This window comes from Rhodococcus sp. G6(2025) (assembly GCF_058628105.1).
Map to the genome: position 1 here is coordinate 6046682 of NZ_CP179750.1, position 22231 is coordinate 6068912.

The 22231-nt window shown below is 70.3% G+C and carries 17 protein-coding genes; 11 read left to right on the top strand and 6 right to left on the bottom strand.

The annotated features are described in order from the left end of the window. The first annotated feature begins 60 nt into the window (after positions 1 to 60). The 9 genes from folP to ACLIVD_RS28000 all read left to right on the top strand — a co-directional run bounded on the left by folP (position 61) and on the right by ACLIVD_RS28000 (position 6805). Positions 61 to 960, top strand: coding sequence for a dihydropteroate synthase (gene folP / locus ACLIVD_RS27960; RefSeq protein ID WP_280782108.1), 900 nt, complete (start codon positions 61 to 63; stop codon positions 958 to 960). Further along, positions 957 to 1634, top strand: a complete 678-nt coding sequence (locus ACLIVD_RS27965) for an aminotransferase class IV (protein ID WP_283352643.1) — start codon at positions 957 to 959, stop codon at positions 1632 to 1634. The genes folP and ACLIVD_RS27965 overlap by 4 nt, the downstream gene beginning before the upstream one ends. Positions 1635 to 1785: 151 nt before the next feature. Next, positions 1786 to 2199, top strand: coding sequence for a glycine cleavage system protein H (locus ACLIVD_RS27970; protein WP_280782110.1), 414 nt, complete (start codon positions 1786 to 1788; stop codon positions 2197 to 2199). Positions 2200 to 2203: 4 nt separating this feature from the next. Further along, positions 2204 to 3586, top strand: coding sequence for an L-serine ammonia-lyase (locus ACLIVD_RS27975; protein WP_283331154.1), 1383 nt, complete (start codon positions 2204 to 2206; stop codon positions 3584 to 3586). A 1-nt stretch (position 3587) separates the two neighbouring features. Continuing rightward, the gene (locus tag ACLIVD_RS27980; RefSeq protein ID WP_491930977.1) at positions 3588 to 4316 is read left to right on the top strand and encodes a hypothetical protein; all 729 of its coding nucleotides are present in this window, start codon (positions 3588 to 3590) and stop codon (positions 4314 to 4316) included. Between the two features lie 217 nt (positions 4317 to 4533). Further along, positions 4534 to 4923 carry an excalibur calcium-binding domain-containing protein gene (locus tag ACLIVD_RS27985; RefSeq protein WP_283331152.1) on the top strand — a complete coding sequence of 130 codons (390 nt, stop codon included), beginning with the start codon at positions 4534 to 4536 and terminating at the stop codon, positions 4921 to 4923. 216 nt (positions 4924 to 5139) lie between these two features. Then, a complete protein-coding gene (locus ACLIVD_RS27990) occupies positions 5140 to 5634 on the top strand; it encodes a pentapeptide repeat-containing protein (RefSeq protein ID WP_491930978.1) in 495 nt (164 codons plus the stop codon). Between the two features lie 132 nt (positions 5635 to 5766). Beyond that, positions 5767 to 6258 carry a DUF4188 domain-containing protein gene (locus tag ACLIVD_RS27995; RefSeq protein ID WP_280782114.1) on the top strand — a complete coding sequence of 164 codons (492 nt, stop codon included), beginning with the start codon at positions 5767 to 5769 and terminating at the stop codon, positions 6256 to 6258. A 16-nt stretch (positions 6259 to 6274) separates the two neighbouring features. Then, positions 6275 to 6805 carry a DoxX family protein gene (locus tag ACLIVD_RS28000; protein WP_491930979.1) on the top strand — a complete coding sequence of 177 codons (531 nt, stop codon included), beginning with the start codon at positions 6275 to 6277 and terminating at the stop codon, positions 6803 to 6805. Here the strand turns inward: ACLIVD_RS28000 and recD are convergent. The 4 genes from recD to ACLIVD_RS28020 all read right to left on the bottom strand — a co-directional run bounded on the left by recD (position 6723) and on the right by ACLIVD_RS28020 (position 16372). Further along, a complete protein-coding gene (gene recD, locus ACLIVD_RS28005) occupies positions 6723 to 8591 on the bottom strand; it encodes an exodeoxyribonuclease V subunit alpha (RefSeq protein WP_491930980.1) in 1869 nt (622 codons plus the stop codon). The genes ACLIVD_RS28000 and recD overlap by 83 nt on opposite strands. Further along, entirely contained in the window at positions 8588 to 11938 is a 3351-nt protein-coding gene (locus ACLIVD_RS28010; protein WP_491930981.1) for a UvrD-helicase domain-containing protein, read from the bottom strand. The genes recD and ACLIVD_RS28010 overlap by 4 nt, the downstream gene beginning before the upstream one ends. After that, positions 11896 to 15156 carry an exodeoxyribonuclease V subunit gamma gene (gene recC, locus ACLIVD_RS28015; protein WP_491930982.1) on the bottom strand — a complete coding sequence of 1087 codons (3261 nt, stop codon included), beginning with the start codon at positions 15154 to 15156 and terminating at the stop codon, positions 11896 to 11898. The genes ACLIVD_RS28010 and recC overlap by 43 nt, the downstream gene beginning before the upstream one ends. A gap of 118 nt (positions 15157 to 15274) precedes the next feature. Continuing rightward, positions 15275 to 16372 carry a GIY-YIG nuclease family protein gene (locus ACLIVD_RS28020; RefSeq protein ID WP_283331146.1) on the bottom strand — a complete coding sequence of 366 codons (1098 nt, stop codon included), beginning with the start codon at positions 16370 to 16372 and terminating at the stop codon, positions 15275 to 15277. Between the two features lie 135 nt (positions 16373 to 16507). On the opposite strand from ACLIVD_RS28020, the gene ACLIVD_RS28025 reads away from it, so the two are divergent. Together ACLIVD_RS28025 and ACLIVD_RS28030 are read left to right on the top strand one after the other, a co-directional pair. After that, positions 16508 to 16777: an ANTAR domain-containing protein gene (locus ACLIVD_RS28025; protein WP_005563493.1), complete on the top strand. Its 270-nt coding sequence runs from the start codon at positions 16508 to 16510 to the stop codon at positions 16775 to 16777. A gap of 113 nt (positions 16778 to 16890) precedes the next feature. Next, positions 16891 to 17397, top strand: coding sequence for a WKL family lipoprotein (locus ACLIVD_RS28030; RefSeq protein WP_005252352.1), 507 nt, complete (start codon positions 16891 to 16893; stop codon positions 17395 to 17397). A 14-nt stretch (positions 17398 to 17411) separates the two neighbouring features. Here ACLIVD_RS28030 and ACLIVD_RS28035 read toward each other — a convergent pair whose 3' ends face one another. Both ACLIVD_RS28035 and ACLIVD_RS28040 read right to left on the bottom strand, forming a co-directional pair. Beyond that, positions 17412 to 17684 carry a hypothetical protein gene (locus ACLIVD_RS28035; protein ID WP_105413430.1) on the bottom strand — a complete coding sequence of 91 codons (273 nt, stop codon included), beginning with the start codon at positions 17682 to 17684 and terminating at the stop codon, positions 17412 to 17414. A 32-nt stretch (positions 17685 to 17716) separates the two neighbouring features. Further along, positions 17717 to 22228, bottom strand: a complete 4512-nt coding sequence (locus tag ACLIVD_RS28040) for a cation-translocating P-type ATPase (RefSeq protein ID WP_491930983.1) — start codon at positions 22226 to 22228, stop codon at positions 17717 to 17719. Positions 22229 to 22231 lie beyond the last annotated feature (3 nt).

A 22231-nucleotide genomic window follows, 5' to 3' on the forward strand; every position in this document is an offset into this window, starting at 1 on the left:
GGTGGACGGCACGGCGTCGTCCACCGGACCGATTCCCCTTCTGGAAGGAGATGCGCCCGAATGGTTCCGTTCCCGACGCTCACCGCCACCGGCCCCGGCCGACTGCTCGAGGCTCTCGCACGCGACATTCCCCTGGTCTGCGGCATCGTCAACGTGACCCCGGATTCGTTCTCCGACGGCGGCCGATACCTCGACGCCGCCGCCGCGGTCGAACACGCCCTGTCCCTGGTGGCGGAGGGTGCCGACCTCCTCGACGTCGGCGGCGAGTCGACCCGCCCCGGGTCCCGCCCGCCGTCCGTCGCGGAGGAGATCGAGCGCGTGGTGCCGGTAGTCGCAGCCCTCGCGATGTCGACGTCGGTCCCGATCTCGGTCGACACCTCGAGACCGGACGTCATGCGCGAGGCGGTCGCCGCCGGCGCGTCGATGATCAACGACGTTCGTGCCCTCCGGCTTCCGGGGGCACTGCGGACCGCGGCCGGCCTGGACGTGCCCGTGTGCCTGATGCACATGCGGGGCGAGCCCGAAACGATGCAGACGTCGCCGGAGTACGGCGACGTCGTATCCGAGGTGCGCCGGTTCCTCGTCGACCGTGTCGGCGCCTGCCGGGGCGCGGGAATTCCGCTCGAGCACATCATGGTGGACCCGGGTTTCGGCTTCGGCAAGACCCTCGCCCACAACCTCGCGCTGTTGGCCGAGCTACGGCAGATCACCGACCTCGGTGTTCCCGTGATGGCCGGACTGTCCCGGAAGGGCATGCTGGGCACGATCACCGGTCGCGGCGTCGAGCACCGTCAGGCCGCATCGGTGGCCGCTGCCCTGATCGCCGCACAGAACGGGGCAGCCGTCCTCCGGGTGCACGACGTGGCCGCCACTGTGGACGCGGTATCCGTGCTCCGCGCGCTCGTATATCGTGGTCCCGCCAGCTTCAGTCACGCGTCGAATCGAGTCTCCGCACAGTGAACACCTCCGTGTCCGCCGCCGGTCTCGCGACGATCGGTCCTGCTGAAGCGCAGCTTGTCGAAGCTGGTGCCCAGCTGATGGAGACGATGTATCACGATCCGCGGACCGGCTTGCGGCACGTGGACCGTCACCTGCGACGTCTGGCCCGTTCGGCGGCCGTGCTCGGGTACGAGTTCGGGGAACGTGACGTCCGGCGCCACCTCGCGCAGCGGCTGTCGGGCGTCGGTCCGGCCCGGGTCCGCGTGCGCCTGCACCGCGACGGCGGGGTGGACGTCGACGTCTTCGGGCCGCCGGTCGCACCCGCGTCGGTGTCTCTCGTGCTCGACGACGAGCCCGTCGACTCCCGGGACGTCCTCCTCGGACACAAGTCGACGTTGCGTGAGCGATACGACCGCAGACGACACCGCCATCCCGGGGCCGACGACGTCGTGCTGGTCAACGAACTCGGGCACGTCACCGAGACCACGATCGCGAATCTCGCCGCCCGGATCGACGGCGTCTGGTGGACGCCGCCATTGGCGTCGGGGTGCCTGCCGGGTGTCGAGCGGTCGTGGCAGCTCGACCGCGGGCTGATGCGCGAACGCATACTCACGCCGCGCGATCTCCTGGCCGCCGAGGCGCTGGCCGTGACGAGCTCACTCAAAGGCGTGCTGCCCGCGACTCTCCGGCCGTAGCCGCTTCGTTTCCGGACGTTTTCCGGACCACCTCTTGACCCACCCTCACACCTGACCTACTGTTATGACACATACTGATATATCAATGTCAGACCTGTTGGATCACAGCGCGACTCCGCGACCACAACGCCCGACTGTCAAAGGAAAAGGCATGAGAGCTGGAAAGATTCCCTCGGATCGACGGTTCACGGCAACGCATAGCTGGTTGGCCCTCGCACCGGGACAGAGCTTCGCCGACTACCCACTCCGGGCCGGGGTCACGGACACCGCACTCGACGAGGTCGAGGTGGTCGGACTGGAACTTCCGGCAGTGCGCAGCACGATCGAGGCAGGCGCCCCCTGCGCCCTCGTGTGGACGTCCGCCCGGACCGTCGTCACGGTGTACGCGCCGATCAGCGGACTCGTCACGATGACGAACACCGACGCCGCCGAGAACCCTCAACTCGTCGCCGACGACCCCTTCCACCGTGGCTGGCTGTTCGCCGTCCTCCCCTCGCCGACGTCGTCCGCCTACGGACTTCTCACCCCCGCGCAATACGCGAACGAACTCAGTGAGGCGGTGTAATCCCATGACCATCAGCGTGTTCGACCTGTTCTCCGTCGGCGTCGGCCCCTCGAGTTCACACACCGTCGGACCGATGCGCGCCGCCGCACGGTTCGTCTCCGACCTCCGCGCCCTCGACGCCCTGCACGCAACGGCGGACATCCGCGTCGACCTGTACGGGTCGCTCGCAGCCACGGGAGCGGGCCACGGGACGATGTCCGCGGTGCTGCTCGGGCTCGAGGGGTACTTTCCCGAGAAGATCGAGACCGAGGAAATGGAACGACGTCTCGAGGAGATGCGCAGCACCCGGCGCATCAGGGTCGGCGGATCCCACGACGTCGCACTCGCCGAGGACGAGATCGTCCTCCATCCGCTGACCATCCTGCCGTTGCACCCGAACGGGATGAGGATCACCGCGTCCACCGCCGCCGGCGTCGAAATCCACAGCGAAACCTACTTTTCCATCGGCGGCGGCTTCGTCGTCACCGAAGCGGAGAGCGCACAGCCGCCGCGCCCCGCCACCGGCGGGCTGTCGTTCGGGTCCGCCAAGGAACTCCTCGACGTCGCGGCCCGCCACGGCTACACCATCAGTGACGTGATGCTCCAGTTCGAACGCGAAACGCGGTCGACCGTGGAGATCTACGAACGGCTCCTCCATATCCGCGACGTCATGGTGGAATGCGAGAAGCGCGGGATCGCGCGCGACGGAATTCTTCCCGGCGCCCTGCGCGTGCGCCGGCGGGCACGGGACTGGTATCTCCGCCTGGATCAGGAAGATCCGCACCGTGATCCCGCATTCGCCGAGGACTGGGTCAACCTCGTCGCCCTGGCCGTCAACGAGGAGAACGCATCCGGCGGCCGCATCGTCACCGCGCCGACCAACGGCGCCGCGGGCATCATCCCCGCGGTGCTGCACTACGCCGTTCACTACACCCCGGCCGGGAAGTCGGATCCCGACGACACCGCGATCCGCTTCCTCCTCGCCGCCGGCGCCGTCGGATCGCTGTACAAGGAACGCGCGTCGATCTCCGGAGCCGAGGTCGGCTGCCAGGGCGAGGTGGGTTCCGCGGCGTCCATGGCCGCTGCCGGGCTCGCCGAGATTCTCGGCGGCACAATCGAACAGGTGGAGAATGCCGCGGAGATCGCGATGGAACACAGCCTCGGTCTCACGTGCGATCCCATCGAAGGGCTGGTGCAGATTCCGTGCATCGAACGCAACGCGATCTCGGCGGGCAAGGCCATCAACGCCGCTCGCATGGCCCTGCGCGGCGACGGCACCCACCGGGTCAGCCTCGACCAGGTGATCGAGACGATGCGCTCGACCGGCGCAGACATGCTGTCGAAGTACAAGGAAACGTCGACCGGTGGTCTGGCCGTCAACGTCCCGGTCAACTATGTCGAGTGCTGACATGATCACCGACGAACTTCGCCTGCTCCCTGCCCGCGCCGCCCAGTTCATCCGGCGGCACCCGGTTCCGAAGCCCGGCGACTACACGCCGGAGACCCGGCTGTCGGTGCTCGACGTCCTCGTGCACTGCGCCCCGGTCCGCGGCGACGCGTTCGTCGCGTTCCAGCTGCTGAGCCGACGTGAGCTGCCCGGCTCGTACCTTCTCCACGTCGACGTCGTGGACGACGCGCTGTCCGCCCTCGACACGTTCGCCGTGACGGAACACGAGTGCGAGCAGAGCTTCGGCCCGAACTGGCAGGACGTCGTGCGACATGCCGTGGAAGCGGCAGCCCTCCTGCACGGGCACTTCGGTGCGCTGACGCGGACGAGGAGCGTCGTCGACAGCCGCCGACGGCTCGGTGCCTGGGCGTGCGCACGTGAGGCTGCCTGGGACGCGGGCCGGATCAAATCCTGGTACCGCGCCCAGGACGCCGCGTGGGAACGGCACTTCATGGACGAGGCGACAGTGCGCGAGGACGAGCAACTGTGCGCGGACATCGCGACCGCGGTGCGCGACGCGGCAGCCGCGCACGCGGTGTCCGATCTAGTGGGGCGGCACGACTTCACCAGCGCACACTTCGACACCCTGCTCGCCCCGTGGCGGACGGCCGCCGCGCACCTGCTCCCGCGAGGCGATTACTGCGCGGCCGCGAGCACGGTGTCGACGAACGTCCGCGGCCGCTCGGGGTGACCGTTCTCCCGCAGCGCTGACAGCGTTTCAGATCCCGCGGGTCGCGCGACTCCCGCTGTCATTCGCGTGATCGACAGCGGAGACGCCTGTGTCACAGAATCTTTCGGCCGCGGCTACCATCATCGGCAGACGGGATCGAATTCACGAAAGCACTGTCGCGAGGTGCATGTGCCGGTGGTCCTGCCGAAGCCCCACCCCACCCCTGAACGAGGTAAATATGAAGGCTCGACGGTTAGTTCTCAGCGTCCTCGGTTGTGCCGCCATTTCGATGGCAGTCGCGCCCTCCGCACAGGCGGCGACGATCTTCGACTTCCTTCCCCCGGAGATTGCGTCGCTGATTCCGAGCGGTTCGGCCGACGCCGTGAACCCCCTCCTGCCGCCCGCGCCCGCGGCTCCGGCAGCACCGGCACCCGCACCGCAGGTCGCGCCGGCACCGCAGGTAGCCCCCGCACCGCAGGCGGCTCCGGCACCGCAGGCTCCCGCACCCCGCGCGGGGTACAAGAACTGCACCGAGGCCCGCAATGCGGGTGTGACGCCGATCTACCGCGGCCAGGACGGTTACGCGTCGCACCTCGACCGCGACAACGACGGCATCGCCTGCGAGTAGTCGATCCCCGGCGCGCCGCCCGACACACGCACCCCTTCTGCGCCCACGCACCCCTTTTCGAGCCCTGGAACGGGTGCGTCTACCGAGAAGGGGTGCGTCGGTGCCTGGCAACGCCTCGGCCAACGTGCAGGTGTCGCCATTCCCCGTGCGGCGCAGGGCGCCCGGCACTAAGTTCGGCGATGACGGTTGAGGTTCTACGCGAGGGGGCGGTCCGGCATGAGCAGGACACATTTCAGGGCTCTGACACTGGGCGCGGTCGCGCTGGCCGGGGGTGCCGCACTCAGTGCGGGCGCCGGGACGGCCGCGGCGGACGTCCTCACCGAGATCAACGGCTGCAAGATCGTGGCCATTCCGAACCCCGGCGATCGCACGACCTGCCCCGGCGCCGATCTGAGTTCCGCGAATCTAGCGGGCCTGAACCTGAGCTTCGCCGACCTGTCGGGCGCGAACATGAAACGAGCGAACCTCACCGGCACCAACTTCGCCGCCGCGAATCTGTCGTACGCCGACCTGAGCGACGCGAACATCACCGGCACGAACTTCACGGATTCGCAGCGCAACGCGGTAATCCTGTACAGCACGGACATCGACATCTTCGGCACGATCGTCGGGGACATGAACATCACGACCGAACCCGAATGGTCCACCGACGCCCACGAGCGCGCACTCGCCTCGGTCGTCCCGGTGACACCGACATTTCCGGCTCCGTAAACCACCCCTGACCTATTCACCCGGGCCGCGCACCGCGCGGTCCGGGTTTTCGTATGCCCACACCCCTTGACATTGGATACCCGCACTATCCACTATTAGATAGTATCGGTATCCAACATTGGGAGGCATCCGATGACGACGATCGACCCCACCCGTTCGACGCACCACTACGACGGCGAACTGGTGGTCTTCCTGATCGGGATGACCATCAACCGACCCTGGCGACCGGACCTGTGGCTGCCCACCTTCCTCGCGATGCCGAGGATGCTGCGCGAACTGTCCGAGGACCCGGATTCGGGTCTGATGGGCTACCGCCTGACGTTCGAGGGGCGCGGCCCGACAGTGGTCCAGTACTGGAACTCCGTCGACAAGCTGTACGCCTACGCCAGTGACAGCCAAGCGAAGCATCGTCCGGCGTGGGGCGCATTCAACCGGCGTGCCCGCAAGGCCCCCGGCGCGGTCGGCGTCTGGCACGAGACCTATCCGGTGGACCATGCCGAGTCGATCTACGTCGGCACGCCGGCGATGGGCCTGGCCCGCGCCACCGCACGTGTGCCCGTCACACAGAAGTTCAGCCGCGCCCGAGACCGGTTGTCCCGCAGTAACAACACCCACGAACAGTGATCATTCAGGAGAAACCATGGAACCCTTGATCGCCCTCGTTGCCGTCACTCTGGCACTCCTCGTTGCAGGTGCGGCGGGTGTGCGCCGGCTCCGGCCGTGGCCTGTTGCCCTGCGGGGCGGACTCGCGGCCATGTTCACGCTGACCGGCATGGCCCATTTCGTGGGGATGCGTGCGGAACTCGTCGCCATGGTCCCGCCGTCGCTGCCGAACCCCGAGCTACTGGTGACCGTGACCGGTCTGCTCGAACTGGCAGGCGCCGCGGGACTGCTGATACGACGCACTGCGCCGTGGGCGGCGGGCTGCCTCACCGCCCTGCTCATCCTGATGTTCCCGGCGAACGTGTACGCCGCCGTAGAGGGACTCTCGACGGGACCGTTCGAAGCCCTGATCCCCCGGACACTCCTGCAGGTCGTCTTCGTGTCGGCAACACTCGCGGTCGTGATCGCCTACCGGCGGAGCCGTGCTACGGAATCGCCCTCCGAAGCCCACTCGCCCTCAGCACCCGACGTTGCACTCCCGCCCGCACTGCATCCTCGGACCCGATGATCCGCACGTGCTTTCGTGCCCGGGTGATCGCGGTGTACAGCAATTCGCGAGTCAGCAGCGACGACGCCTCGCCGGGAAGAACCACGGACACCGTGTCGTACTGGCTGCCCTGACTGCGGTGAATCGTCATCGCGTACACCGTCTGCACCGCGGACAGATGCGTCGGATGCAACAGGAACGGTTCGTTGCCCCGCACGAACGCGGCGACGAGTTCGTCGTCGTCGCGGCGCACGATCACCCCGGTGTCGCCGTTGTAGATCTTCGTTTCGTGATCATTGGCAGTCACCATCAGCGGCTGGCCCGGATACCAGCGATCCGGGTTCAGCCGCTGCCCCGTCGCCTCCCCTATCCACTCCACCGCCTGCCGCGCCCACCGCTGCACGCCGTACGGACCTTCCCGGTGCGCGCACAACAGCCGGTGCTCCTCCGAATGCCGCAGTGCAGCAAAGGCATCGCCGGATTCCGCGGCTGCGGTGACCGCGGCGGCCGTCCCCACCACGTCCGCCCGCAGTGCGTCCAGATCTTCGGGACCGTGGAACGACACCTCGGGGAAACCGCTCGACAGGATCTTCACAACCTCGTCCGGTTCACCCTTCCGCACCGCGACGGCCAGCTGAGCGATGCCGCCGCCGAACCGCCGCCCTCGGCTGAGCCGGACCACTCCGCCCCGCAACCTGTCCCGTTCCCCAGCGCTCAAGGCGGCTTCGAGCGGGTCGTCGGCCGCCTCCAGGTCATCGCCGACGATCCTGGCGAGCACCGGATTCTCGGTTCCCGTCACCGGCCTGGCCACGAGATCGGCCAGAACCGCGCCCGCGTCGACGGACGTCAGCTGATCGGGGTCGCCGACGAGCACCAGCCGGGTGTCCGGGCGGACCGCCTCGAGGAGTCGGCACATCATCGTCAGCGACACCATCGACGTCTCGTCGACCACGATCGCGTCGTAGGGCAGGTGATTGTTCGCGTTGTAGCGGAACCGGCTGCCACGGCCGCGCTGCCAGCCCAGCAGCCGGTGCAGCGTCATCGCAGTCAGGTCGGGTGGCAACCCGAGTGCGTCGGACTGCTCGCGCACCGACTCCTGCAACCGCGCCGCGGCCTTTCCGGTGGGTGCGGCGAGCGCGATCCGGAGACCCGGCCCTGGCTGCCTGGTCAGCAGCGCCAGCACCCGGGCGACGGTGTGCGTCTTGCCTGTTCCGGGTCCGCCGACCACCACTGACGTCCATTGTGTGGCGGCCACTGCGGCGGCGATCCGCTGCCGGTCCGGTGCCGGGGCCGGCTCCCCGTCGTCGTTCTGGTCGCGGAACAACGCGTCCAGGCCCTCCCGCAGCGACTGCTCGTCGACGAGGGGATGCCCGACGGCGCGCTGGTCGAGCACCCGCCGGATGGTCGCTTCCTGCCGGAAGTACCGGTCGAGGTAGAGCAGGCCACCCTCGGCCGTGTCGACGAGCCGCAGCGGTCGCAGCGGTCCCGCCGAACCACCCGTGACCAGCGGACTCCGCCGCAGTGCCTCGACGACGATGCCGTCATCCGGCCAGGGCAGTGCGTCGAGATCGACTTCGGACTCCTCGTCGACGGTCACCTCACGGATCCGCGTCAGGTCCAGGCACACCGAGCCGGACCGCACCGCGCGCACCGCCAGCGCGGTGGCCAGTACGACGTCTTCCGAGGATTCGCCGCCGAGCGCCGACAACCGCAACGCGACGTGCACGTCCGCGGCGGCCAGCACACCGGCCTCGTTGAACACCCGCAGCATCCCCTTGCCGCGCTGCGCCACCTGCACCTCGGTCATCGCGTCCCCTCGTGCTCGGAGGCCGACCCGGACAGCAGATCGGACAGCTCGGTGATCAGCGCGGCGGGCGGTGCCCAGTCGAAGACTCCGCAGCCGGGCGGGGTGTCGGGGCCGACCATTCCGCGAACGAACAGGTACTGGACGCCACCGAGGTGCACCGCCGGATCGTAGTTCGGTTGCCGCCAGCGCAGATAGCGATGCAATGCAACGGAATACAGCAATGCCTGCAGCGGATAGTGCGCCCGCACCATCTCGGCGGCCATGCACTCGCGGGTGTAGTGCGCGGTGGTCAGGTCGCCCTGCGCGAGGCGATTGGTCTTGTAGTCGACCACGACGTATCGCGGTCCGGGCAACCGCAGCACGACGTCGATGCTGCCGGTGAGGTATCCGCGCAGCGGAGTCGGTTCGAGTGTCTGCACGGCATCGGCGTACGGCCGCAGCGGATCGTCGACGGGAAGGTGGGTGCGCAGCAGCCTGCCGACGCCGTCGAGCATCACGGTGAGCGAGGGTGTGTCGCCACCGGCGAGCGGCAGTTCGAAGTCGAGCTCCGCCAGCAGGTCTGCGGGGGCGATGTCGGCGAGAGTCGGCTCGCCCCCCGCGCCGAGGGGAGTCCGCAGCACGGGCAGCAGCGCCGTCGCCAGCTGGGCGGGGTCGATGTCCGACAGCGTCGACGCGATCACGTCACGGCAGCAACGCAGCACTTCTTCGCCCAGATCGGGTGCGGCGGTGTCGACGATCTCGAAGACCGCGTGGACGAGCGTGCCGAACGTCGCGCCGCCGGGCAGTTCGTTCATCGTCGACGGCACCCCCGAAGTGACGTCGGCCGGCGCCTGCAACGGAGGTTCGTCCGGTTCGTCCGTCTTCTCCTCGACCTCGGCCTCACTGCCCACCGCGGGCGCGTCGTGCGCAGACGCTGTCAACGCCGAATACGACGTGCGACGCCACCGCGTGTCGAGCAGCCGCCGGAAGCGGGCGGCTTCCAGGTCTCCGCTGGGCTCACGCTGTGGTGTCCATCCGACCCGCACGATCGGGTCGGAACCCACCGCCTCGACGGTCACCGTCTCCGGAGCTGCCGTACCCCACGCGGACAACCGTTCCGCGACAACCGGATCCTCGGGGACGGTGACCTTCTGCGGGACCTCCCGCTGCCCGGGCTGCCGTCCCAGGATCATCCGGTGCAACGGCGCGCCCGCGGTCGTGAACGCCGGTGCCCACCACACCACGAGCCCGCACATCGCCCGGGTCACCGCGACGTACAGCAGCCGCAACTCCTCCCCTGCCTCTTCCGCGTCGTGCCGGTTCCTGCGCTCCGCGTAGCCGGGGCTGCCCGGACCACCGACGTCGAGGATGCGTCGTCCGTCGTCGTCGTGCAGCAGCAGTTTGCTCGGTTTCGAGATCTTCGCGGCGTCCCAGGCGTACGGCAGGTACACGAGCGGGAATTCGAGGCCCTTGCTGGCGTGGACGGTCGCGATCTGCACCGCCGCGGCGTCGCTGTCGAGTCTTCGGCTGCGGTCCACCCCACCCGAGGACGGATCCTTCATCCGTTCGGTGAGCCAGCGGGTGACGGCCGTCAGACCGAGCGACTGCTCGACGGCGGCACCGTTGAGCAACTGCGCCACGTGCCGGAGATCGGTCAGTGCCCGCTCACCCGCTGCCACCCGAAGCAGTCGCGCCTCCAGCGCGGCGACCGCGGACAGCCGTTCGAACAGCGCCGCGAAACCGGACTGCGCGAACACCGCGCCCAGCTCGCGGAGCTGCCCGCCGACCTCGGCGACGATGTCGTCGCCGCGAGCGTCGAGTTCCTCGGCGGTGTGTCCGAGCAGCGGGGTCAGCGCGGCCAGCCGCACCCGGTCGGAACGATGCGGTTGCTCGATGGCCTGCAGGATCCAGAGCCAGTGCTGCGCAGCCGGAGTGGTGAAGACACTGGCCCCACCGGCGAGCACGGACGGCACACCCGCCCGGTCGAGGGCGTCGTGGACCAGTGTGATCTGTGCGTTGGTGCGCACCAGGACGGCGATGTCGCCGGGTTCGACGAGTCGGGCGCTCCCCCCGACGTCGAGTGTCGCGCCACCGTCGAGGAGAGCGACGATGTCGGCGGCGAGGTCGGCCGCGATCCGCTTCCGGAGCGGCCCGACCGCGGGGTATCCCGACTTGTTGATCGGCCCGGCGCCGGTCCTCGGCAGATACCGCAGCCGTAGCGGCGCGGCACCCGTCATACGCGACTTCGGTCTCGCACCGTCGACGCGGTGCACCACGATCTCGGGATGCCCGAGCGCGGCGCCGCCGTGCAGATATTCGAGGCCGTCGAGGAGTTCCTGATCGCTGCGCCAGTTGGTGGTCAACTCCTGGTGGCGGTCGGCCGACCGCACCGCGTCCAGATAGCTGAGCACCTCCGCGCCGCGGAACGCGTAGATGGCCTGCTTCGGATCGCCGACGAGCACCAGCGTTCCGCTGCCGTGGAACGTGCGGCGCAGAATGTCCCATTGGAGCGGGTCGGTGTCCTGGAACTCGTCGACGAGCACCACGCCGTAGCGTTCGCGGACTCGCCGGCAGGCCGCCGCACCGTGCTCGGGATCGCTGAGGACGCGGTGGAGCAGCATCGGCAGATCGTCGAAGTCACGCAGACCCACTGCGCGTTTGCGCCGTTCGACTTCGGCGCGCACCGCCTCGGCGAACGCCACCCGGTCCCCGGCCGGGGTGCCCCGCGCATCTTCCGGGGCGAGCACGGCCTGCGGGTCGAAGATGGCGGCCCGGGCGGCCGCGGTGGCCTCTGCCGGCGTGAACGGCGCCGACTCGACGCGACTGTAGGCCCGCAGGTACAGGTCGGCGATCACCTCCGTTGTGAGGTCGTCGGCGGCCTCGACCAGCACGGTGTCGGGGTCGCGTTCGCCCGCGATGCCGAGCCCGTCGAGCATGCGCTGGCAGAAGCTGTGGGTGGTGACGATGGTGGCGGCGTCGAAGTCCGACAGTGCCTGCAGCAGGCGTCGGCGGCGCAGCGTCACCTCGTCGGTGTCGGCTTCGGCGAGATGCCGGATCAGTTGATCCGCGCTCAGCCGTGCCGCTGCCGGATCGGCCAATGCGGCTGCGGCGGAACCGAATCGTTCACGGGTGCGTTCCCGCAGCTCCTGCGTGGCCGCCCGGCTGAACGTCACCAGCAACAGCTGGGACAGGTCCACGCCTCCCTCGGCGACGAAGCGAGCGGCCAGGCCGACGATCGCGTACGTCTTGCCGGTTCCGGCGCTCGCCTCGAGCACCGTCGTGCCCTCCGGCAGCGGACCGAGGAGGTCGAAGCCTCGCGCGCCGGTCACGGCTGCGCCAGCGTCTCGGCGGCGAGCAGCGGCGCCCACAGTTGCCGGGCGTAGTTCTCGATGGTCACCGTGTCGCCGAGGACGTCGATTCCTGGTGAGGACCCGTACACGTACGTGATGTGCCGGTCGCGTGAGTCACCGAAGTCACTGCTCCATTCCTTCCGGGCCGCCTCGATCGCGTCCTCCATGCTGCTGCCGCCGTGGCGTCGTTCGGCATAGGCCGCCGACGCGCCTGTGGCGATCGGCAACGGCGCGTGCAGCCCCAGATCGCGCAGTTCGACGAGTCGCACCAACTCCTCCGCTGCGTTCTCGGGTGCAGTGAGGGTCGACCGCCACGCCGGACGGCTGTACGCGCCGCGGCCGGTCGTGACGGCAGTCCACTCGGTCTCGTTGTCGGACGCCGCGACCGCCAGCAACTGTGCCCAGGCTGCGAGGCGGTGTTTCGGCCCCAACTTCGAATACGTGGTGCTCGCGATCACCGACCCGTGCACCCCGCCGACGGTGCCGGTGAGGCGCCGTCCGGAGCCGAGATCGACATCGACGTCCACGGTTTCCGCCCGCCCGACGTGCACGGACCCGCTGACGGCGACGAGCGACTCGACCGCGTGCTCGATTCCACCGAGCACCGACTCCCCCAGCTTGAACGGCGGCAACGTCCCGCGGCGCCACTCCGCGGCGCGGAAGTCGGCCAGTTCGACTCCCGTCAGCCTCGCGACGAGCATCCTCTGGCCGAGATCCCACCGGGCCAGCGGATCGGGCGACACCTCCAGTGCGTCGGCGAGGTCCTCGTCCACGTCGGGGACCCGCAACCCGAGCCGTTGCCGCAGAAACGCCTGCGTCGGGTGCACCAGGAACGCGATGAGGTCCGCGAGATCGACGTCCCCCAGCGGCGGCGGCACCAGCGGTGCCGGCAGGAATGCGGGCTCCGGTTCGGGCGGATGCTGCGCGGCGCGGGCACCGGCCAGCGCCGCCCGATCGAAGCTGAACGGGTGCCCGGGCCGGAAGTTGCGTGCATCGAACGGCTGCAACGGATGCCGGGTCACGATGCCGGGGACGGCATCGCTCCCGACGGTGGCCGCCACTGCGTCGAGCAGCTCGGACAGCGGGATCGCCGGCGGCCGGGACATGCCGGTGACGGGGTCGGCGCCCGTATAGAACAGCAGCAGTTTCTCACTCGCCGACATCACGGCGTCGAGCAGCAACTGCCGGTCCTCGCTGCGCGGATCACGTTCTCCGAGAAGCGGATTACGGGCCAGCACGTCGTCGCCGTCCACGCTCACCCCGCGCGGGAACACTTCGTCGTCGAGGCCGAGGAGAACGACGACGCGGTGCGGCACCGACCGCATCGGCACCATGGTGCACACCGTCAGCTCGCCGGTGCGGAAGTTCGCGCGGGTGGGGCGGCCCGCGAGCCGGGTGGCCAGCATGGCGCGCACGTCCGACAGTCGCAGGACCGCGTCGCCGCCGTGCTCCATCGCCGCCCCGAGTTCTCGTCGCGCCTGCGCGAGTTGCCACGTGTCGGCGGCGCTGACGTCGACGAGGAGGTCGAGTGCCCGGGTGAGCGCGCTCGACCAGTCCGCGACCGACTGCGGACCGCCGAGCCCGCGCAGCGCGACGTCGAGCCGGTCGACGAATTCGGCCAGCCGCCCGGTGAGGTCGATGTCGTTGCTGTCGACGTCGTCGAGCGGCAGCGCCAGGGCGAGCCATTCGCCTTCGGACTCGTCGGCGGCGGCGCCGAGCAGGATGCGGTCGAGCGCGGTGGTGAACGTGTTCTGTGGGAAGTCGCCGAGACCGAATGCGGCGCGCTGCCGCGGCCCGATTCCCCAGCGGGCGCCTGTCGCGGTCGCCCACTCCCGGATCCGTTCGAGGTCGTCGTCGCCGAACCGGAACCGCCTGCGTACCGGCGCGGCCGCCGACAGGTCGAGGACCTGACTCGCCGTCACCCTCGCGTCGGCGAGTTCGAGGAGAGTCGACACCACGGCGAGAACCGGATTGGTCTGGTGCAGGGCACGATCCGCGAGCCGGACCCGGAGGCGATGGCCGGGATGCCCGAGCACGTCCTGCCCGAACGCGGCCCGGATCAGCGGGGCGTACGACTCGACGTCGGGGCACATGACGAGCACGTCACGCGGTTCGAGAGTCGGATCGTCCTCGAAGAGATGCAGGAGGCATTCGCGCAGGACCTCCACCTGGCGGGCCGGTCCATGGCACGCGTGGACCTGGACGGACGCGTCGGCCGTGCACTCGGAGAGCGCGGGCGCCCGGTCGTCCCGGACATCCGCCTGCAGGCACCCCAGCAGGGAGTCGCGGGGCGCAGGCCCCTCGTGGTGGAGGTCGTCGACGTCGAGGCGGGTCAGCCTCGACTCGAGTTCGCGGACGTCCCGCGCCAGGCTCGACAGCAGCGGGTGGGCGACGGACAGCGCGCTGTGGTCGTCGGCGCGTGCGAGAACACTGTCTGCCGTCGACAACGACGACCACATGGCCGGACTCGGATGCGGAAGCCACAGGTGCACATCACGATTGATGGCGAGGGCGGCGAGGACGGCGATCTGATCGGTGGCGAGGCGCGTCGGACCGAACAGCGACAGTCGGGCGGGGAGTTCGACGAGGTCCGGTTCCGCGCGCAGCCAGGCGCAGGCGGAGTCGAGCCGCTCGGCGGGAGCGGGGCCGCCGATCTTCTCGCGCAGCCGCCGCCACAGTTCGGCCTGCCAGAGAAGGTCGTCGTCGAGTGGACCACCCGCACCGTCGGTGTCGCGGCCACCGGCCCAGTCGACCAGCATCGCCGGCCGCTGTGCGGCGTAACTGCGGAACAGATCGGTCAGGTGGGACGCGGTCGCGTAGCGCCGGCCCGGCCGGTGATCGTCCGGGTCGCGGTCCGGGACACCGTGCCCGAGGTGTTTCGCGAGGACGGCGCACCAGGGCTCACCGAGACAGTCGTCGACGACGCCGAGCAACGCCCACAGCACCCGGGACGCGTTCCATGGGTCGTCGTCGGCGGACACCCCGGTGGCGGCGGCGAGGCACTCGTCGACGAGCCGGGTCGGGGACGGGAAGTCGATGTTGGCGGCCACCCCGTCGCCGACGTCGGGCCGGGCACCGAGCGCGGTCGAGAGTCGCTGGGTGAGCCAGCGCTCCACCCCCTTCGCCGGGACGGCGACGACCTCCCGGGCGAACGGATCGGACAGCGGGGTCGCGAGCACGTCGCCGAGAGCCGACGCGAGAGTGGTGGAACGCTCGGCGCGATGCAGTACGAGCACGTGGCCTCCCTTCGCTCCCCAACTCCGGTCGGCTCAGACTTACCACACCCCACCGACTCGGGAGGCCCACTCTGCAGGTGAGTGGCAAAGTGTGCCGGGGCACGCTTCGCCACTCACGTCAGCGGCCGGGGCGCGCCTGGGTGAGGTGCGGGACCCAGCCGTGGGTGGGCCACTTCTTCAGACCGACCTTGGCGGGGACGATGCGCTTGTTCACGAATTGGCTCTCCAGTTCGGTGTCGGGCTCGCCGGTGAACCGCCACAGCGCCGCGTCACCGGGTCGTGCGACGGACGACCAGGACTTGGCACGGTATGCGGCGCGAACGATGTTGTCCGCGAACACGATCACCGGGATGTCGTCGGTGTTGCGGACGGCAGCGCCTGCCGCCCACGCGCCGCGGGACAGTTCGTACACCTCCTCCGGCGTCACGCCGCGCCGGGACGCGGCGGGCACGTCGAGGACCACGCAGGGGGTCGGCAGGTTCGGGACGGGTTCTGCTGCGTACTGCAACACGAGGTCGTCGACGGGTACCGCGCGATGCTCGCCCGCGCCACCGGCGAGATTGCTGAGCACCGCACCCTCGTTCAGCCCCAACGCTCCCACGACTCCGCCCCGCACCGCGCCGGCGACGTCCCCGGTGTCGGCGATCCGATGCGCCACGACGTAGTGCTCGACCTCGTGGCCGGAATCGTAGATCTCGCGGATGCGGGCGATCGTCGCGGCCTTCACCTCGGCGCTGTCGGTCTCCGGATCCTCGAGCGTCTTCCGGTGCTCGTTCTCGGCCAATGCCTCCCACACGTAGCCGTATACCCGGGTGCCGCGTCCGGCGCCGACGTAGAACACCGACCTGTTGCGGGGATCGAGGAGCGCGTAGACGTAGGTGCCGAGTTCCTCACCGACCCGCTTCGGGAACGGCTGCGGCGCGTGGCGGGTCTGATACACCTCCTTCAGGATCAGGCGCAGCGCCGCCAGTTTCAACGCGACGGGCACACCGCCGTCGATGCCGTCGAAGAGTGCGGTGGCCGCGCCCTGCACCGAGGAGAAGGTGTGCCCGATGTGCCGTTCCAGCGACTTCGTGACGTCCGCGAACTGCGCGAACCGCACCCGGGGGTCGGGTGCCGCGTTGTCCAGGTCGTTGGACGCGAGGAAAGTCTGGACCTCGGAATTGTCGAGCCAGCGAGAAGTGATGTCGATCGGGATCGTCCAGACGGTAGCCATGCCCCTACCGTAAGGGAAAACCTGGGTGAAGAACTCGCACGAGGAAGGCTCGAGGAGATTCGAACCCTTTCGACGTCCTACCGAGTGCGGGAGGATGGAGTGGTACCCATTGCGACGCAGGTTGGGAGAACATTCATGACAGCGCCCAGCTACTCCACCCGCACAGCCGTCGACATCGCGGTCGGCATTCTCATCGCCTACCGCGGATGCTCCGAGAACGACGCGTTCACCGAACTCGCGGAGACGTCCCGCAGGCACAAGGTCGCCCTCGCGCGCACCGCCCGCGCACTGATCGCGTTCATCCAGACCCATCACCACGACCTTCCCGCGTCCGACGTCACGGCTGCCGCTCTGCAGTGGAGCCACGCCACTCCGTACCGCGGCGCGTTCGGTACGGCTGCGTGAATTCGGTCGAAGTCTGAGAATTCTCTGGCTTCGACGGCGCGACGCTGCCCAAACCTTCAGACTCGATGTGAGACCGAACGACCAGCGCACCGAGATACGAAGAGGTAACTGAGTTGACGATCCGCAAAATCACGGTTGCCGCGGTAGCGATCGCCGCAGCCCTCACGATGTCCGCTTGTGGTTCCGACGAGCCGTCCGGCCCGAGCGCAACCACCACGTCCACGACCACGGCAGCGGCCGAGACCACCGACGACCTCGTTCTGCCGACCGCGGCCGAACTCAACGCCCTGCTGGCGAAGGGCCTCGACCCGGCCACTCCGCTCGAGGAGAAGATCGCGATGGTGGAGGGTTCGGAGCAGGACCCGAACCTGTTCAATCAGGTTGCTGCCGCCGCCCAGCAGGCGGGCGCGCAGGTCACGGTCCTGGACCCGGTGATCGACAACGGTGACGGCAGCGCCAGCGCGCAGCTGCAGCTGACGATCAACGGCCAGGTGCAGCAGAACACCCTGCCCGCCATCTTCGTGCCGGGCGAGAACGGGACGTGGAAATTGTCGAAGGCGACGGCATGTTCCATCGTGGCGATCGCGCAGCTGACGTCACCGGCCTGCCCGCCCGCCTGATCCGGACTTCCGCGTCACGCGCCTTCCAGGGCCTCCCCGATCTCCTGGACGGCGCGGTTGTGCTGATCGGTGATCAGGATGTGTCCTGCCGCGATGGTCAGGGCAACCGGCCATTCGATGATCTCGACGGCGGCGAGCAAGCCGATCGCCGCGAAGAATGCCAGTTGCTCGGGCCTCGGCAGCGGCACCCTGCCGAGGATCGGTAGCTGCACCGCGAAGCTGCGGGCCTCCCGCACCCGCTGGACGGCGTCGCTCTGCGATTCCGCCTGCGACGTTCGTTGGGCCATGGTTCGTCTCCCTTGTCCGTGCCGTTTCCCGGTCAGCCACCTTGATCGCGGACCGTGTCAGCTGTGCTGAGTTCCGTCGCCCAGACCGCTGCCGGTGTCTTCTCCGCCGCCGGGGACCCGTTGACCGGGGTGGTCACCCGCGTGCTCACCCCACCGCTGCGGGAGGTGTATGCGGTGCTGTTGCGGGCGGGTGTGATCGAGATCGTCGACTGATCGCCCGCAAGCTTTTCGAGCAACCCCGGTGCGAACGCGGCCGCCGCGGCCGCCGCACCCGCGCAGCCCAGCGCCTGGGCCCACCCGACCGGCCCGAGCGGGGTGCACCCGAGGAGCTGGCTGACACCGGGAGTACTGACCATGACGGTGAGTGCGGCCAGTGAACCGCCCGCGGTGAGCACCACGAGCGGGCTCCGCGAATCGATCAGTGTCTGACCCAGCTGCGTGCCGACCAGCGCCACCAGCCCGACCGTCGACGCCCGGCGTTGCCTGCCCGTCACGCTCGCCAGCGCCCACGCCGTCGTCGCGCCTGCCGCGGTGGCGGCGCCGCGGATCGCGACGGTCCGCCACAGCGCAGCGCTGTCCGGGCCGCGGCCCTCTCCCCGGGCCTGTTCGTTGGGCGGGCTCACCGCGAGGGCGGCCGCGGGCAGGGCGTCCGTGAGCACGTTCACCAGCAGGAGCTGACGCGCGGTGAGCGGCGACCGTCCGGCGATCGCGCTGCCGATCAGGGCGAACGCCACCTCCCCGGCGTTCCCGCCGAGCAGCACCGACACCCCCGCCTGCACCCGCCGCCACAGCTGACGGCCCTCGTCGAGGGCGTCGAGCAACGCGTCGACACGGCCGTCGAGGAGCACCACGTCCGCGGCGCTGCGGGCCGGGTCGCTGCCGCGTGAGCTGACACCGATCCCCACGCTGGCCGCCCGGATCGCGGCCGCGTCGTTGGCGCCGTCGCCGACCATCGCGCAGACGTGACCGACTCGCTCGAGGGTCTGCACGATCTGCACCTTGTTCTCGGGCGACATCCGGGCGAAGACGACGCACTTCTCGACGGCATTCTCCTGCCCCCGGTGCGACAGGGTGTCCCAGTCGGTCCCGCTGATCACCTGCTCGGACGACACCGCCAGTCCCAGCTCTTTCGTGATGGCGGTGGCCGTGACGGGATGGTCGCCGGTGATCAGCCGGACCCCGACCTGTAGCCCTTCCAGTGCCGGGAGCAGTCCGGCCGCTTCGGGGCGCGGGGTGTCCGCCAGCCCGAGCAGTCCGACGAGTTGCAGCCCACTGCCGCATAGATCGTCGAGCACCGCGGTGTCGTCGGCCGCGCGACGCGCCTGGAAGGGCGTGACGGTCCGGCGGGCGACGGCGATGACGCGTAACCCGTCGGCAGCCATGCCGAGAACGGCGTCGTGGACCTTGTCCGCGTCGATGCCGGTGCACGCCGCGACCACGACCTCCGGTGCACCCTTCACCGACACGTGTGTCCCGGACAGCGAGGCGGAGTAGGGCCGTCCGGAGCGGAACGGAAGGTAACTGCTCCGGTCCTCCTCCTGCGCTAGCAGGTCCACTGCAGCGTCGGCGATCGCGGCGTCGGTGGCGTGCGCGGCCGGACTGCCGTCGGGGGTCACGGCGCTCCGGCCCGCGCACACGAGCACGTCCTCGCGATCGAACCCCGGCTCCGGGACGGCGGTGACGACCCGCAGACGGTTCTCGCTCAGGGTGCCCGTCTTGTCGAAGCACACCACGTCGACGCGGCCGAGTGCCTCGACGGACCGCGGCGTCCGCACCAGTGCGCCCGACCTCGTCAGTCTGCGTGCGGCGGCCTGCTGCGCGAGTGTCGCGACGAGCGGTAGACCCTCGGGAACCGCCGCCACCGCGACCGCGACGCCGCTCGTGACGGCCTGCCGCAGTCCGGTGCCGCGCAGGAACCCGACGGCGGTGACCAGCGCGCCGCCTCCCACGCTGACGGGCAGCACCCGGTCGGTGAGGCTTCTGAGCTGCGCCTGCAGACCCACGTGCGACGCACTCGCGGGGGTGAGGGCACCCGCGCGTCCCGCTTCCGTTGCGTCGCCCACCGCGGTGACGATCGCCGCCGCCGTGCCGGTGAGGATCGTGGTCCCCGCGAACACCATGCAGGCGCGGTCACTGAGTGGTGCGCCCGGAGTCGGCGACGTCTGCTTGCTCACCGGCAGCGATTCCCCGGTGAGCGAGGACTCGTCGACTTCGACGCCCGACGCCTCGACCAGCCTGCCGTCGGCGGGCACCACCTCGCCGGGACCGATCTCGATCACGTCGCCCGGCCGCAACCGCGACGCCTCCACCCGCTCGGTCACCCGGCGCTCCGGAGGCCCGGCGACGCGATGCGCGGGCGGATCGCCCGCCGCCAGCAACCGGTTCAGCAGACGTTCCGCGTGCAGGCGTTGCACGGCCGACAGCGCGGCGTTGCCCGCCAGCACGGACCCCACGAGCACCGCGTCGATCGGCGACCCCAGCAGGGCGCTCGCCGCCGATCCGGTGGCGAGGACGGGGGTCAGCGGATCCGACAGTTCCGTCCGCATCGCCCGGCCGAAATCCCAGGCCAACCCGACCGGCCACGCCGTGAGCCGCCCGATCGCCTCGACCGGGGTCAGCACCAGATTCACCGACCGGCGCCGGGAGACCGCGGCCTCCTCCTCGTTGCGCGCGGGAAGCAGCCGGCGCACGTCCGGCACCGGCATCTCGTGCCAGGCGTGAACCGGGGCGGCGGGTGGAACCTCGGCCCGCAGCACAGCGCGCGCGAGGGAATGCCCCGTCCACAGTCCTGCCGCCGCGCCGACCGTGACGGGTCCGGGTCCACGCCCACGCACTCCCGGCAGCATGACGAGCGCACCGAGCATCGACGCCGCCGTTGCGATCTCGACGCCGCGCCTGCTCGCCGTCCGCGCGTCCGGCAGGGACCGCAGCACCCGCCACACTCCGACGAGGTCGTCGACCAGCAGGTCCGCGCACCACGGCGGCGGGGCGTCGTCGACGAGGACACCGATACCGACATCGGCGGACGACAGTGCGTGCGGCGCCCGGCCGGCGACCACCGCCACCGTCGCGCCGTTAGCCTGCAACTGCGCGACGCCGTCGCGCAGATCGACATCCAGTGACCCGCTCGACGGGAGCAGATCGTCGAACGCCGAGCGGAGTCCGCCGAGCGTGTCCACGTTCACCGACACCACCTGGGCGCCCGACGAGCGCGCCTGCGCGAGCACGGCCGCCGCGCTCGGATGGTGGGCAGGCGTCACGAGTACGGCGGCATCTTCGTCCACGGCTGCCGCGGCGACATCGTCCGGAAGGTCGGTCAGCGCGTGCCAGCCCACCCCGAGGGCGCCGGCCTCCACGGCAGATCGAGCGGCCTCCCACACTCTCGTCCGGTCGGCGTCCCGAACCGCACGGATCCCGCTCACCCGAAGTTCGGCCGTGTGCAGCACCGACGGGTCCACGACCACCGCGTCGACCCGGTCCAGGCAGCGCAGCGCGCCGGGACGCAGGGCCAGCACGGCGTGGCGATCGGCCAGTCCACGGCCCAGTGTCGCGGCGAAGGCCTCGCGTGCGGTGCGCGCCGCCTTCGGCGCGGCGACCAGGGCCGCGTCCGCGGCGCCTGCGACGCTTCGGGTCGCCGCTCCCACCGCGGTCGCGCCCACCCACTGCGCGATCGCCGCCCTGTCCACGTCCCGCTCCACCGGTCCCGATGCGCCGCGCGGGCGGGCGGGGCGCTCCGTGTCGTCCGCGGGGTCCCGGGCCAGTTCGGGTTCGCGGCGGTGCCACACCCGCCGGCCCGACCACGCCTCCGCCGTGATCGCCGACCGCAATGCCACGTCCACGGCGAGTGACGCAGGTGCCCGCCGCAGCACGTCGCCGACGGCCTGAGCGGTGGCGAGCAGCAGTTCGGCGGCGTCCGGCCCGAGCCGGTCCTCGACCATGCTGCGCAATCGGGGTTGATAGTTGACGAACGTGACGGCGGCGGCTGGCACCGCCGCCGGCAGGGCCGGCATCGGAAGCAGGCGAACGCCGGCGGCCGCGACCAGGCCCGTCGTGACGGCGGCCAGTGCGAGCGCGCGTTCGGCGAGTGCGACGTCGTCGCCGGGAAGTTCTCCGGGCCGGTCGCGGACGGCACCGCGGGCGATCGGTCGCGCGACATCCTCCGCGCCCCCGACCACGGCACACAGCGCGGCCACCGACGGTCCGTGCTCGTCGACCGTCACCACCAGCCGGGACAGCGCGCGGTTGAGTTCGGCTCCCGCCACACCGGCGGTCTCCCGGACGGCGCCGAGAACGGTCGCGGCCACGTCGTCCCCGCGAGGTCCGTCGAGTCCGCGGACCTCGATCCAGGCACGGCCGCGTCCGGAACTCGTGCGGCGGGCCGGGGTTCCCCCGAGCACCTCGGTGGCGATCTGCGTCGCGGTCCGTGCGGTGGTGGATATCAGATCGGCTGCGACCGTGCCTCCGTAAGACGCCACCCCGAGTCCGACACCGGCGCCGCGCACCGGCAGGGATGCGGCGGCACGGACGTATCGACCGAGTCCCACGGC

Coding starts and splice junctions, on each gene's coding strand:
- folP (WP_280782108.1), top strand. CDS start 61: ATGGTTCCGTTCCCGACGCTCACCGCCACCGGCCCCGGCCGACTGCTC.
- ACLIVD_RS27970 (WP_280782110.1), top strand. CDS start 1,786: ATGAGAGCTGGAAAGATTCCCTCGGATCGACGGTTCACGGCAACGCAT.
- ACLIVD_RS27975 (WP_283331154.1), top strand. CDS start 2,204: ATGACCATCAGCGTGTTCGACCTGTTCTCCGTCGGCGTCGGCCCCTCG.
- ACLIVD_RS27980 (WP_491930977.1), top strand. CDS start 3,588: ATGATCACCGACGAACTTCGCCTGCTCCCTGCCCGCGCCGCCCAGTTC.
- ACLIVD_RS27985 (WP_283331152.1), top strand. CDS start 4,534: ATGAAGGCTCGACGGTTAGTTCTCAGCGTCCTCGGTTGTGCCGCCATT.
- ACLIVD_RS27990 (WP_491930978.1), top strand. CDS start 5,140: ATGAGCAGGACACATTTCAGGGCTCTGACACTGGGCGCGGTCGCGCTG.
- ACLIVD_RS27995 (WP_280782114.1), top strand. CDS start 5,767: ATGACGACGATCGACCCCACCCGTTCGACGCACCACTACGACGGCGAA.
- ACLIVD_RS28000 (WP_491930979.1), top strand. CDS start 6,275: ATGGAACCCTTGATCGCCCTCGTTGCCGTCACTCTGGCACTCCTCGTT.
- recD (WP_491930980.1), bottom strand. CDS start 8,591: ATGACCGAGGTGCAGGTGGCGCAGCGCGGCAAGGGGATGCTGCGGGTG.
- ACLIVD_RS28020 (WP_283331146.1), bottom strand. CDS start 16,372: ATGGCTACCGTCTGGACGATCCCGATCGACATCACTTCTCGCTGGCTC.
- ACLIVD_RS28025 (WP_005563493.1), top strand. CDS start 16,508: ATGACAGCGCCCAGCTACTCCACCCGCACAGCCGTCGACATCGCGGTC.
- ACLIVD_RS28035 (WP_105413430.1), bottom strand. CDS start 17,684: ATGGCCCAACGAACGTCGCAGGCGGAATCGCAGAGCGACGCCGTCCAG.